General features: G+C 67.9%; 13 protein-coding genes and 1 tRNA gene. 8 read left to right on the plus strand and 6 right to left on the minus strand.

The genetic code is table 11. The features are described 5' to 3' along the window. Positions 1-122: 122 nt before the first annotated feature. A complete protein-coding gene (locus ABUE31_RS17180; protein WP_367724909.1) occupies positions 123-413 on the minus strand; it encodes a YjiS-like domain-containing protein in 291 nt (96 codons plus the stop codon). A 168-nt stretch (positions 414-581) separates the two neighbouring features. On the opposite strand from ABUE31_RS17180, the gene ABUE31_RS17185 reads away from it, so the two are divergent. Then, entirely contained in the window at positions 582-1,535 is a 954-nt protein-coding gene (locus ABUE31_RS17185; protein WP_367724910.1) for a LysR substrate-binding domain-containing protein, read from the plus strand. Positions 1,536-1,650: 115 nt separating this feature from the next. Next, positions 1,651-1,854 carry a YMGG-like glycine zipper-containing protein gene (locus tag ABUE31_RS17190; RefSeq protein ID WP_367724911.1) on the plus strand — a complete coding sequence of 68 codons (204 nt, stop codon included), beginning with the start codon at positions 1,651-1,653 and terminating at the stop codon, positions 1,852-1,854. A 9-nt stretch (positions 1,855-1,863) separates the two neighbouring features. On the opposite strand, the gene ABUE31_RS17195 is transcribed toward ABUE31_RS17190, so the two are convergent. Further along, entirely contained in the window at positions 1,864-4,056 is a 2,193-nt protein-coding gene (locus ABUE31_RS17195; RefSeq protein ID WP_367724912.1) for a putative bifunctional diguanylate cyclase/phosphodiesterase, read from the minus strand. Positions 4,057-4,241: 185 nt separating this feature from the next. Between ABUE31_RS17195 and ABUE31_RS17200 the strand changes: the two genes are divergently transcribed. Next, a complete protein-coding gene (locus ABUE31_RS17200) occupies positions 4,242-5,312 on the plus strand; it encodes a D-alanine--D-alanine ligase family protein (protein ID WP_367724913.1) in 1,071 nt (356 codons plus the stop codon). Positions 5,313-5,314: 2 nt separating this feature from the next. Here the strand turns inward: ABUE31_RS17200 and ABUE31_RS17205 are convergent, their stop codons facing one another. Then, the gene (locus ABUE31_RS17205) at positions 5,315-5,917 is read right to left on the minus strand and encodes a sulfotransferase family protein (protein ID WP_367724914.1); all 603 of its coding nucleotides are present in this window, start codon (positions 5,915-5,917) and stop codon (positions 5,315-5,317) included. Between the two features lie 120 nt (positions 5,918-6,037). On the opposite strand from ABUE31_RS17205, the gene xseA reads away from it, so the two are divergent. The 3 genes from xseA (at position 6,038) to ABUE31_RS17220 (ending at position 9,719) form a co-directional block, all read left to right on the plus strand. Then, positions 6,038-7,750: an exodeoxyribonuclease VII large subunit gene (gene xseA, locus ABUE31_RS17210; RefSeq protein WP_367724915.1), complete on the plus strand. Its 1,713-nt coding sequence runs from the start codon at positions 6,038-6,040 to the stop codon at positions 7,748-7,750. A 2-nt stretch (positions 7,751-7,752) separates the two neighbouring features. Then, entirely contained in the window at positions 7,753-8,898 is a 1,146-nt protein-coding gene (locus ABUE31_RS17215) for a DmpA family aminopeptidase (protein ID WP_367724916.1), read from the plus strand. A gap of 131 nt (positions 8,899-9,029) precedes the next feature. Then, on the plus strand, positions 9,030-9,719 hold the full coding sequence (locus ABUE31_RS17220) for an outer membrane protein (RefSeq protein ID WP_367724917.1): 690 nt from the start codon (positions 9,030-9,032) through the stop codon (positions 9,717-9,719). 66 nt (positions 9,720-9,785) lie between these two features. Here the strand turns inward: ABUE31_RS17220 and ABUE31_RS17225 are convergent, their stop codons facing one another. Then, positions 9,786-10,064 (minus strand): hypothetical protein, encoded by a 279-nt coding sequence (locus tag ABUE31_RS17225; RefSeq protein ID WP_367724918.1) that lies wholly within the window; start codon positions 10,062-10,064, stop codon positions 9,786-9,788. A 177-nt stretch (positions 10,065-10,241) separates the two neighbouring features. Between ABUE31_RS17225 and ABUE31_RS17230 the strand changes: the two genes are divergently transcribed. After that, complete coding sequence (locus tag ABUE31_RS17230) at positions 10,242-10,739, plus strand: group II truncated hemoglobin (protein ID WP_367724919.1); 498 nt, start codon at positions 10,242-10,244, stop codon at positions 10,737-10,739. A gap of 63 nt (positions 10,740-10,802) precedes the next feature. After that, positions 10,803-11,747, plus strand: a complete 945-nt coding sequence (locus tag ABUE31_RS17235; RefSeq protein ID WP_367724920.1) for a carbohydrate kinase family protein — start codon at positions 10,803-10,805, stop codon at positions 11,745-11,747. Between the two features lie 28 nt (positions 11,748-11,775). Here ABUE31_RS17235 and ABUE31_RS17240 read toward each other — a convergent pair. Further along, positions 11,776-11,852: transfer RNA gene (locus ABUE31_RS17240), tRNA-His, on the minus strand. 385 nt (positions 11,853-12,237) lie between these two features. After that, a complete protein-coding gene (locus ABUE31_RS17245; protein ID WP_367724921.1) occupies positions 12,238-12,702 on the minus strand; it encodes a phasin in 465 nt (154 codons plus the stop codon). Positions 12,703-12,843: the final 141 nt, after the last annotated feature.

A 12,843-nucleotide genomic window follows, 5' to 3' on the forward strand; every position in this document is an offset into this window, starting at 1 on the left:
CGCCTGCTGCGAACGGAACGTCCCCATGACGGCGACCACCCCTCGCCGGGGTGGACGCCGTCATCGCGCGGTCGGCCTGGGGGGAAAGCCGGCGCGGGGGGATCTGCTTCGGCCGTCGCGGCTCAGGCCACCTGCCGGGCGAGCGCCTCGACCTCGCGCTGGCGCGCTTCGGCGAGCACGCCGAGATGCGCCGTCGGATCGCGCACGAACGGAAGGTCGACGACCACGCCGAGATCGGCGCGGGTGAGCCCGATGTCCGCGAGCTGGGTGTCGGAAAGTTCGCCCAGCCGATAGATTTCGCGTCGGTTTTTCAAAGCGCGCAGGAAGCCGGCTGCGGCCGTCACGACGGCCAGCACCGCCGCCGTCGAGGCGCGCGCCGCATGGTGCGTGGGGGCTGCGTGGATCGTGGCCATGGCATTTCTCCGTGCGTGCGGGGCGAACGACGGCGCTCCGTCGCCGCGTGATGCGGCCGGAAACAACGGTTGCCCTGTCAGTTGACGTCGGGATAGTGCCACCGTTAGATTGATCTATCCAACGAATGTTTTTAATCTTTTGCATCAACCCCGATGATGGATCATGTCATGGCGCCGCTCGACCTCGACCAGTTGCAGACCTTCATCACGATCTCCGACATGGGCAGCTTCACCAAGGCCGCCGACGAGGTCCACCGGACGCAGTCGGCCGTCTCGATGCAGATGCGCCGGCTGGAGGAGCGCATCGGCAAGCCGCTGTTCGAAAAGGAAGGCCGCACCAACCGGCTGACCGAGGACGGCGAACGGCTGTTGTCCTACGCGCGCCGGCTGATGCATCTCAACCGCGAGACGCTGGCCGCCTTCGACGACCGGGCGCTCGAAGGGACGGTGCGCATCGGCCTGCCCGACGACTATGCCGACCGTTTCCTGCCCGAGATCATGGCGCGCTTCTCGCGCTCCAACCCGCGCGTCGAGCTGACGGTGGTGTGCGAGCCGACGCCGGGGCTGGTCGAGCATCTGAAGCGCGGCAATCTCGACCTCGCCATCGTCACCCACAACGACGCGAGCGCCCAGTCGGAAGTGGTGCGCCGCGAGCCCCTGCTGTGGGTGTCGTCGGCAAACCACGCGACGCATGAGGAACCGGTGCTGCCGATGGCGTTCGGCCGGCCCACCTGCATCTGGCGGCGGGCGGCCTGCGACGTGCTCGACAAGATGAACCGCGACTACCGGGTGCTGTTCTCGAGCTATTCGGCGACCGTCATCACGGCAGCCGTTCTGTCGGGGCTGGCGATCTCGGTGCTGCCGGAATGCGCGCTCAGGCCGGGCATGCGGGTTCTGTCCGAATCCGACGGGTTCGGCGCCCTGCCCGACTGCCGCATCGGCATCATGCGCGGCCATTCGGCGCGGGCCGACATCGTGGAGGCGATCGCAAGGCACATCTCGGAAAGCCTCGACAACATCTCGGTGCCCCTGGCCGAGGAGACCGCAGGCTTCGACTTCGCCGCGCTGGCCGCCCAACGCGGGCGCAGGCTGAAGCCGGGGCACATCCTGCCCGGCTGGTGAACGCATCCCGGTGGCGCAGGCGAGAGCCTGAACCGGGGTCAGCAATACATCGGAAAGCGATTGTTAACCCGCCGGCGCGAGTCTCGGACGGAATCGCCACCGATGGAGAGACGACATGACCCGCACCCTGGCCGTAATGCTGCTTGCCGCGACGCTCGCCGGCTGCGGATCGACCAAGGCGACGCGCACCGCAAGCGGCGCGGTGATCGGCGCGGGCACGGGCGCGGTCGCGGGCGCCGCCATCGCCGGAACGCCGGGCGCGGTCGTCGGCGGACTGGGCGGCGCGGCGGCGGGCGCGGTGATCGGCGCCAGCCAGTAAGCGTCAGCCCTAGCCGGTCAGGTCGCGCAGCGGCCCCCGGGCCGTAGGCGGCAGCCGCACCAGGTCGCGGGCCTCCAGCGCCGGCGACAGCAGGAAGCCCTGCATCTCGTCGCAGCCCATCGCCAGCAAGAGGTCGCGTTGCTGCTCGGTCTCCACGCCCTCGGCCGTGACCGTGACGTTGAGCGCGGCGGCAAGGTCGATGATCGCCTTGACGATGGCGTTGCCCTCGCTGCCGCCCAGCATGCGCACGAAGGAGCGATCGATCTTCAGCTTGTCGACCATGCGACGCTGCAGGTAGCCGATCGAGGAATAGCCGGTGCCGAAGTCGTCGAGCGCGACGCGGATGCCCGCCTCGCGCAGCGCCGACAGCACGGTCGTGGTGTCGCTGCTGTTCTCGATGAGCGCGCTTTCGACGATCTCCATCTGGATCCGCCGCGGCGACACGCCGGCTTCGGACAATACGCCGAGCGTGCGCTCGACATAGGCCGTGTCGCGCAGCTGGAGCGGCGAGACGTTGACGGCGACCCATGGCAGGTCGGCGCGGGCGGCGAAGTCGACGACCTCGCCCAGCACCCAGTCGCCGAGCAGATTGGTCATGCCGCGCTCGTCGGCGATCGACACGAAATGCGCCGGCGACAGCACGCCGTGCAGCGGATGGTCCCAGCGGATCAGCGCCTCGACGCCGAGCATGGTGCGGCCGTTGGCGCCAAAGACCGGCTGGTAGACCAGCTTCATTCCGCCGCCGCCGCTGAGGGCGGCGCGCAGGTCGCTCTCGATCATGCGCTTGCGGGTCAGCAGGTCGTCCATGTCGCCGGCGAAGACCTCGTAGCGGCCGCGGCCGTTCTTCTTGGCCTCGTAGAGCGCGATGTCGGCCTTGCGCAGGAGATCGCCGGGGTCGGTGTCGGCGCCGCTGGAGATCGCCAGGCCGATCGAGGCGCCGACAAAGACCTGGTCGCCGAGCAGGTCGAACGGCTTGCCGATCTCGGCGAGCAGGCGCTGGCAGAGATCCTGCGCGGTGGCGACGTCCTTGACGTCGAAGACGATGATGGCGAACTCGTCGCCGCCGAGCCTGGCAACCGTGTCGACGTGGCGGATCGACTTTTCGAGGCGCCCCGCGGTCTGCCTGACCAGTTCGTCCCCGGCCGGATGGCCAAGCGTGTCGTTGATCGTCTTGAAGCGGTCCAGATCCATGTAGATCAGGCCGACCCTGCGGTTGTCGCGCGCCACCGCCTGCAGTGCCCGCTTCAGCCGGTCCTCGAACAGCGCGCGGTTGGGAAGGCCGGTCAGCGTGTCGTGGAAGGCGAGGTACTGCGCCTGGTCCTGGCTGCGCTGCAGTTCGCCTGCGGCGCGACGAAGATGCCGCAGCAGGAACCAGAGCACGCCAGCGGCGAGCAGCCCGCCGGCGACGAGCGCCGGACTGGACCGGAGCACCAGCGCGGTGCCCGGGCGATCCTCCTCCCAGGCGATATGGCCCAGGATCGCGCCATGGGCGTCCGACAGCGGCACCGCGGCCTGCGGAAGACCCGCCGCCGACTGCGGCAGGAGGTGGGCGCCGGTGAGCAGGTACTTGTCGGCGATGCGATCGACGACCGTCGCGTCGACGAACTGGACGGCGATATGGACGTAGTCCTCGCCGGCCTCGAGAGCCACGCGGTCGGTGTCCGGGACGATCGGCTGGGCGGAGAGCATGGCGGGCCGGCCGTCGAAGGAAACCAGCCCGCTGACGACGGGCGGCTCCGCTTCGGTCACGCCCGCACGTTCCCTCGCGAGCGCGCGCAAATCGGCGACCCAGGGCGCGACCGACAGGCGATCGTCCTCGAACGCGGCCGGCTCGACCGTTTCGCCATCGCGCATGGCATGGACCGGCCGTCCCGCGGCGTCGATCACGTAGACGCGGTCAATGCCGTAGTACTCGTGCAGCCAGGCCCCGAGATTCTCCTCCAGCCAGCGTTGGTCGCCCTCGCGGGAGGCAAGCAGCGCGGCGTCCCACACGGTGACGCTCGCCTGCTCGCGCACCAGTTCGGCGATCTCGTCGGCGATGCCCGTCGCGACGAACGTCTTCTGCTTATCCAGCGAACCGCGGTCGGTCGAAAGCGTCGCAAAGGTGCCGAATGCGGCCACCATCGCCAGCGTAAAGGCCGCCAGAGCCAACACGATCAGCGTAACCTGCGAGGTCAGCGGTTTATACCGGGGCTTCGACACGCGCTATTCCAATCCTGCCGTTCGGTAAGCTTTCGCACCCGGGGGCTTAACGAGCGGTTAGAGAGGTCCAGACAAACCGCTCTTTCCGCTGCGGCGCGCATCCTCGCCTCGGGGGTAGTGCCGGCCCCCAGTTGCAGCTATGGGAGGGGCACTCGCTCCCGCCGCAAGACCGCCCGGATTCCCCCATGCCCGACCCCCAGACCAGACTTCGTATCGCCGTGCTTTTCGGAGGTCGCTCCGCCGAACACGACGTGTCCGTGCTGTCGGCGACCAATGTGATGGGTGCGCTGGATCCGAAAAAATACGATGCGGTGCCGATCTTCGTCACGCGCGAGGGGCGCTGGCTGCTGTCCGGCTTCGAAAGCGGCGTGCTGGCGACGCCCGACAGCGGCGTCGATGTCTGCCTGGTGCCCGGCGGACACGGCCGGATGCTGGCGGTGCTGGCCGACGGGACGCCCGCCGCAGTGCCGGCCATCGACGCGCTGTTCCCCGTGCTGCACGGACTGCATGGCGAGGACGGCGCCGTGCAGGGACTGGCCGAAGTGGCGCGCGTGCCGCTGGTCGGCTGCGGTATCGCCGGTTCGGCGAACGCGCTCGACAAGGACCTGGCCAAGCGGCTGCTCATCGAGGCGGGCATTCCGGCCGCCCGGTCGCTGACCATCCTGCCGGGAGCGGCGCCTGCTTTCGCTGACGTCGCGGGCGCGCTCGGACTACCGGTTTTCATCAAGCCGGCGCGGCAGGGGTCGTCGGTCGGGGTGAGCAAGGTCGCGACCGAGGCGGACTACGCGAAGGCGCTGGCCGAAGGGTTCCGCCACGACGACAAGCTGCTGGCGGAAGAATTCGTCAAGGGACGCGAGATCGAGTTCGCGGTTCTGGAGGACCCGCAGGGCGGCTTGTTCGTGTCGCGGCCGGGCGAGATCGCGCCGGCAGCGAGCCACGGCTTCTACACTTACGACGCGAAGTATATCGACGCCGACGGAGCGGCACTCACCGTGCCGGCAATGTTGCCGGATGCCGTCGAGAACGAGATGCGCGATCTCGCCGCCAGGGCGTTCCGCGCGCTTGGCTGCGACGCGATGGCGCGCGTCGACTTCTTCCTGACCGGGGACATGCGCATCCTCGTCAACGAACTGAACACGATCCCCGGCTTCACCGACATCAGCATGTACTCCAAGGCGATGGCGGCGAGCGGCGTGCCCTACGCCGAGACGATCGACCGGCTGATCGGGCACGGCATGGCGCGGGGAGGACGGTGACGTCAGCGCCCGATGCGGGCGCGAAACTCGTCAGTTGAATTGGAGCGCGGAAACGGATCGGAAGGCGGCGCTACGCCGAGGAAGTCGCAGAGCGGGCCCCATCCTTCAGAGACGTTGTAGACGAGCAGGCGCTCGGGAGGGAGCGCCGCTTCGACCGCTGCGTTGTGCGCCTCGTAGACGGAGATCGCATGATCACGATCATCGAAGCGGCCGCCGAAGACCGCGTTGCAGACCACCGCGATGCCGAAGGACCGAGGGTCATTGGTGGCAGGATCCCAGGTGAGGCGCAACGTCTGCATCATGCTCTTGTACCAGGCCTCGGGATCGCGAACGGTCAGGATCACCTTCGCCCCTTGAAAGTGATCACTCACTTCGCGCCAGAAATGGGCCGTAGGCCAGTCAACCGCAGCGCGATAGTCGGCATAGGCCTCGTCCCAGTTCGGGAGTTGTCCCTGACCGGCCGCTCGCCATAGCGCCTTCTGCTCCGGGCTGGCCATCACGTCCGCCATGTGGTGGCAGGGTTCGAAACCGATCGCCTCAAGGGCGAGGTTCAGCGTGTATGTGCCGGTGCGTCCCATGCCGGCGCCGATGACATCCAAGGCCATGTGACATACCCCTGTCGTTGCCGGCAGCCAGCATATCGCTGAGCGCCGGGCTTCGCCACCGGCTCGGAGTTCAGCGCCGCAGGGCTTGACCGGCCGCCGCCATGACCCCACCAATTCGGCATGGGCGACAATCTGATCGAATCATCCGGCCCCGGGCCACGGAGCAACGCCGCCGAATTCACGGTGAGCGAGATCTCCAATGCGCTGAAGCGCACGGTGGAGGACGCCTTCGGCCATGTCCGGGTGCGCGGCGAGGTGTCGGGCTATCGCGGGCCGCATTCGTCCGGCCATGCCTATTTCAGCCTGAAGGACGACAAGGCGAAGATCGACGCCGTCGTTTGGCGCACCACCATGCAGCGGCTGAAGTTCAGGCCCGAGGAAGGCATGGAGGTGATCGCCACCGGCAAGCTCACCACCTATCCCGGCAAGTCGAGCTACCAGATCGTCATCGACAATTTGGAACCGGCCGGCGCCGGCGCGCTGATGGCGCTCCTGGAGGAGCGCAAGCGGCGGCTGGCGGCGGAGGGCCTGTTCGACCGGGAGCGCAAGCGCCCCCTGCCCTACATGCCGCGCGCGATCGGCGTGGTGACGTCGCCGACCGGCGCGGTCATCCGCGATATCATCCACCGCATCAAGGACCGCTTTCCGCTGCACGTCATCGTCTGGCCCGTGCGCGTGCAGGGCGAGACGTCCGGCCCCGAGGTTGCGGCGGCGGTTTCAGGCTTCAACATGCTTGCCGAGGGCGGCGCCATCGCGCGGCCGGACATCATCATCGTGGCGCGCGGCGGCGGCAGCCTCGAGGACCTCTGGGGCTTCAACGACGAGGCGCTGGCAAGGACGGTGGCGGCGTCGGGCATCCCCGTCATCTCGGCGGTCGGCCACGAGACGGACTGGACGCTGATCGACCACGCCGCTGACGTGCGCGCGCCGACGCCGACCGGCGCCGCCGAATTCGCCGTGCCGGTGAAGGCCGAACTGGAGGCGACGCTTGCCGGCCTGTCGGCGCGGCTGAAGGCCTGCATGTCGCGGAGCGTCGAACGCAAGCGCACGGCGCTGAGGGCGGCCGCGCGCGCGCTGCCGTCGCCCGACCAACTGCTGGCGCTGCCGCGCCGCCGCTTCGACGAGGCGACCAGCCGGCTCGGACGCGCGCTCGAAGTCTCGACCGAACGCAAGCGCGCGCGCCTGACGGCGGCGCGGCTGACGCCGGCCGTGCTGGCCCGCCGCCTCGGCGAGGCGCGCCGCCATCTCAACCGCGCCGGGCAGCAGCTGCCGAAATGCGCCCGGGCGACCATCACGGCTCACAGGCGGCATCTTGCGACATCGGCGGCGCGGCTGACGCCCGCACCGCTGGAGCGGCGGCTGGCGGAAGCCAGGCGCAATGCGACGCGCGACCTGCAGCGCGCGCGGGGCGCCTTCCTGGCGATCGTGCGCGAGCGGCGCGGCAAGTTCGACCGCGCCCGGGCGAGGCTGTCAGCCGAGCCGATCGCCCGGCGCCAGGCGCTCCAGCACGAACGTCTGCAGGATTTCGCACGCCGCGCCGACCAGGCGGTGGCGCTGCTTCTCGAACGCAACCGGACGCGGCTCGATCATGCCGACCGGCTGCTCGCCACGCTGGCGCTGTCCGACCAGGCGATCCTCGACCGCGGCTACGCGCTGGTGATCGGCGCGGACGGCGAACTGATCAAGCGCGCGGCCGAGGTATCGCCCGGCGCCGAACTGACGCTGAAGTTCGCCGACGGCACCGCGCAGGCGACCGGCGGCGGGATGCGGCTCAAATCCCCGCGGCCCGCCGGCAAGACCCGAGACCCCGGCAACCAGGGATCCTTGTTCTGAGCATGACGAACCGGCAAGACCCTCACCTCGCCACGCCCTCCGGCAAGCCGCGCGCGCGAAGCTTCGGCCTTCCCTTCGACGGCGAGCCCGGGCAGAACAACGCCATCACCGACGTGCCGGGCGTGACCGTCGGCTATGCCACGCTGATTTCCGGCGACGGCGCGCTGGTCTCCGGCAGGGGGCCGGTCCGGACCGGCGTCACGGCGATCCTGCCCCGGCCGCGCGACCGCATCGCCGAACCCGTCTTCGCCGGCATCTTCAGCGGCAACGGCAATGGCGAGCTGACCGGCTCGCACCTGATTGAGGAGATCGGCGCGTTCAACCTGCCGATCACGATCACCAACACCCACAGCTGCGGGGTCGCGCGCGACGGCACGCTGCGCTGGGCGCACGGCCTGGCGCCCGGCGCGCTGGACGATGCCTGGGCGCTGCCGGTGGCCGGCGAGACCTATGACGGCTTCCTGAACGACATCAACGGACACCACCTGACCTTCGACCATGTGACGGCGGCGCTTGATGGCGCGTCCTCAGGTCCCATCGAGGAAGGCAGCGTCGGAGGCGGCACGGGCATGATCACCTGCGCGTTCAAGGCGGGCTCGGGCACCGCCTCGCGCCTCGTCGGATGGGAGGGGCGGCGCTATGCGCTCGGCGTCTTCGTGCAGTCGAACTTCGGCGAGCGCCGGAACCTGACGGTGCGCGGCGTCAGGGCCGGGCCGGAACTGGCCGAGCCGGCGATCCGCGAGGGCACGGCGCGGGCCGAGAAGAGTTCGATCATCGCCATCGTCGCCACCGACGCGCCGCTGATGCCGCACCAGCTCAAGCGGATTGCCAGGCGCGTTCCGCTCGGCGTGGCGGCGACCGGCGGCTACGGCTACCACAGTTCCGGCGACATCTTCCTCGCCTTCTCCACCGCGAACGCGGAGGCGGCCACAGGCGCGTCGGGCAGGTTGGCGCACGCGGAATACGTGCCGGACGTCGACATCGACCGCTTCTTCGACGCAACAGTGCAGGCCACCGAAGAGGCGATCCTGAACAGCCTCACCGCCAACGAGGACATGACCGGACGCGACGGCAACCACGTGCCGGCCCTGCCGAAGGACTGGCTGAGGACGAGGTTTCGCGAAGAAACGTCATCGGCGATCCGGTAGCCGGCCGGCCCCTCCCCCATCTTGCAGCATCCTCTTATGTAAAGATCTCGACTCTGTTGCCGCCCGGCAACAACCTTCGCGCGAGATACCTGCTAGATTAGCTTCTCGCAGATACGAGAAAGAACAAATCCATGAAGTCAGTAATAGTTGCGACGGCGCTTGCGTTTGGTTTCGCGGGGTCCGCGATGGCGGCCGACGCCATGGTCGAGGATGTCGTGGTCGTCGATTCGACCTACAACTGGTCCGGCGTCTATGTTGGTGGCCAGGTCGGCTACGCGTTCGGCAATGCAGACTATGTCTATGATCCCGATAGTCCGGATCCGGACTACGACTACGCCAACGATCCGGACGGGTTCATCGGCGGCCTCTATGTCGGCTACAATCATCAGTTCGCCAACGGCGTCGTTCTGGGCGGCGAAGCCGATTTCGCGTTTGGCAACGTCGAGGATTCGGATCTGGCGCCCGGCGACGATACCTATTCGGCGTCGACCGAAATCGACTGGACGGGCGCGGCGCGCGTCCGGTTCGGATATGCGTTCGACCGGTTCCTCCCCTATGTGGCGGGCGGCGTGGCCTTCGGCCATTACGACTTCGAGGAACTCAACAACGGGGATGACTACGGCGACCACGACGGCGGACTGGTCGGGTGGACCATCGGCCTGGGCGCCGAATATGCCTTCACCGACAACTGGATCGTCCGCGGCGAATATCGCTACACCGATTTCGGCAAGGAGAACTTCATCTCCAACCATTCCGATGACGAATACGACATCGACGTCGACATTCACGACGTCCGCATAGGCGTAGCCTACAAGTTCTGATTTCATGGGGGCGTTCGTAGGCACCGTGGCCCGGTGGGGCTGACGGCGGCGGATGCCCCCCGTCCTTCAATCGAGGCGCTGGACCTCGGCGGCCTGGTCCGGGATCAGCCGGACACGATAGTGCGCGTCGGCGCAGGTCAGCAACCAGACGGCGTCGTCATCGACCGAAGGATCGCGGTTCGCCGTGACCGGTTCGGCGCATGAAAATCCCTGCTGCCTGATCTGTTGGGCGACCAGCGCTCCTGCCTCGGCATCGCCGGAATCCGATTGCGCGGCGGCCGGCAGGGCGCACGCGGCACAGGCCATCGCCAGCGCTGCTCTCAGCCTCGATTTCCTGATTTGCATCCCGCTTCCCTCCCCGGGCCAGCCTTTCCGCATCGGCATTTCTAGCACCATTTTGCGCAACACATAGCCTTCTCGCGGGCCGGCCACCGGATGCGGTAAGTGGTCGCCAAGCAATCGCGCGTGGACAAGGCAGCTTCGATCGATATCAATGGCGCCGAGCGAGGCGGGAGGGACGCCATGGGCAACACGGAACGGCCGCGGGCGTCAGCCTATGAGCGACTGGGCGGCGACGACGGGGTCCGCGCGCTGGTCGAGACCTTCTACGACATCATCGAGCAGGAGGACCATGCGCATGACCTGCATATGCTGCACATGCGTGGTTTCGGCGTCGCCCATTCGCGCGAGGAGCAGTTCAACTATCTGAGCGGCTTCTTCGGCGGACCGCAGCGCTACGTGATGAAGCACGGCCATGCCCGGCTGAAGGAAATCCACGAGCATGTGCCGATCGGGCCGGAGATGCGCGACCTCTGGCTCGGATGCATGGGCGAGGCGATCGCCAGGCTGCGCCTGGAGCCTGACCTTGCCGCCCTACTCATGCGCCACCTGTCGGCGGCGGCCGAGACCGCCCGCAACCGGGATCGATGGCCAAAGGCGGCGCGCCTGCGCCTTCACCGACGCCGGGGGCGATGCTATCCAACCGGAGGGCGTCGATCACAACCACAAACGGCCCGATGACCACGAGGGAGGATTTTATGACCGTCACGACAGACACCACCGCACGGTTGCGCGGCTGACCCGATGCGATACGACGCCTCATTCATCGGCCTCTACATCCTCGACGTGCTGGGACGGCCGGTCTCGCGCATACCGGACCGCGGCAACGTCGAGTTCATCGACGAAATCCGCCTGACGGTCGCCGGCACGGCCGGCGGCACCGTGATCGACGCCGCCAAGCTCGGCCTGAAGGCGCTGGCCGTCGGCGCCGTCGGCGACGACGAGAAAGCCGACTTCGTGCTGATGACGCTCGAGAAATTCGGCGTCGAGACCGCGGCGATGCAGCGGATATCCGGCGTGCCGACCTCTGCGTCGATCCTCAACGTGCGGCCGAACGGCGACCGGCCGGCCCTGCATGTGCGCGGCGCGTCCGACCACTTCGACGTCGCCGACGCCGACTACGACCGGGTGCTCGACGCCCCGATCGTGCACCTCGGCGGCACCGGCCTGCTCAGCCGGCTCGACGGCCAGCGCAGCGTCAACCTCCTTGCGGAGGCCAGGCGGCGCGGCAGGACGACGACGCTGGACCTCCTGGCCGCCAACGCCTCGACCGCGCACCTGGTGCTGCCGCTGCTCGCCCATGTCGACTATTTCATGCCGTCGATCGAGGAAGCCCAGGACATTTCCGGGCGACTGGGACCGGAGGCCTGCGCCGAATTCTACCTGGGCCACGGGGCGAGCGCCTGCGTGTTCACGCTCGGCGGCGACGGCGCCTATTTCGCCCACCGCGACGGCACGCGGGTGAGATCGCCGGCCTATGCCATCGACGTGGTGGACACGACGGGCTGCGGCGACGCCTTCGACGCCGGCTTCATCACCGCGCTGCACCGGAAGATGGACCTGGAGACGTCGCTGCGATTCGCGCAGGCGAGCGCGGCGCTGGTCGCCACCGGCCTCGGTTCGGACGCCGGCATCCGCTCGTTCGAGCATACGATGGAGACGATGCGGAACCTGCCGGTGAAGGGCTGAGGGGAGAGGTCTTTCGGATTTTCGGAAGTGGTACCGTTGGCTGGGATCGAACCAGCGACCTCCGGATCCACAATCCGGCGCTCTAACCATCTGAGCTACAACGGCACAGGACGCGACAGGCTCGCCCGGGGCGGCCGCTCGTCTTCCGGCGACGCGTCCATACGGGCTATCCGATCTTAATTCAACCCCGTCTTGCGGCAAAGACGAAAAGCCGGGGCCGCGGCGCCTGCGCCGGGCAAAAGAAAAGGCCGGCGGGAGGAGGTGCCGGCCTTTTCCAGTCACGAGCCGGCGGGAGGAGGTGCCGGCTGGTCGCCCCGGAAGGAGGCGGGAGGAGGTGCCGCCTTCCGGGTATTTCCAGAACGATCCGCGATCCTATCGAACGCCGGGGCCGCTCTGACGGTGTCATTCATACGCGGTACGCAGGGACTTCGGCCGCAACGCCGCGGGCCGACGACAGGTCAGCCCGGCAAGCGGCCGCAGGTCAAACCGTTCAGGCGACCTTGAGTTCCTTGACGGCCTTCTCGAAGACGCTCTTCATCGGGGCCGAGACCTTCTCGGCGGCCTTGCTGGCGGCAGCCTGGAAGTCCTTGGCCTGCTCGACGCCGGTCTCGACGCGCGAACGCAGGAAGGCGGTCTGCAGCTCGATGACCTCGGAGAGGCTCTTGGCGCCGACGAGCGCCTCGAGGTGGGCGAAGCCGGCCTCGGCGTTGGCGCGGAAAGCGGAGATGGTCTTGAGCGAGAGGTCGCCGGACACCGACTTGGCGGTCTCCATGGTCGACTCGATCGCCTTCTGGGTCTCTTCGGCGCCGGTCTTCATCTTGGCATAGGCTTCCTTCGACTGCTCGACGCTCTTCTCGGCGAAGGCGCGGATCTGGTCGGTCGCCTTGGTGGCGTCGAAGCTCGGGAACTCGATGTTCTCGAGGAATTCAGCGGTTTTTTCTGCCGTCTTGGCCATTTTCCTGTCCTTTGGGCACGCGGCTTGACGAAGCCGACTTGTTTCTGGATGACGCTTCATATAGCGCGTTTTGTTGTGCAGTGCAACATTTTTGGTGCGACGCAACATAAGTCCTTGTGGCAATTAACCAAAACCTCCAAA

The organism is Mesorhizobium marinum, from assembly GCF_040813675.1.
Lineage (GTDB): Bacteria > Pseudomonadota > Alphaproteobacteria > Rhizobiales > Rhizobiaceae > Mesorhizobium_K > Mesorhizobium_K marinum.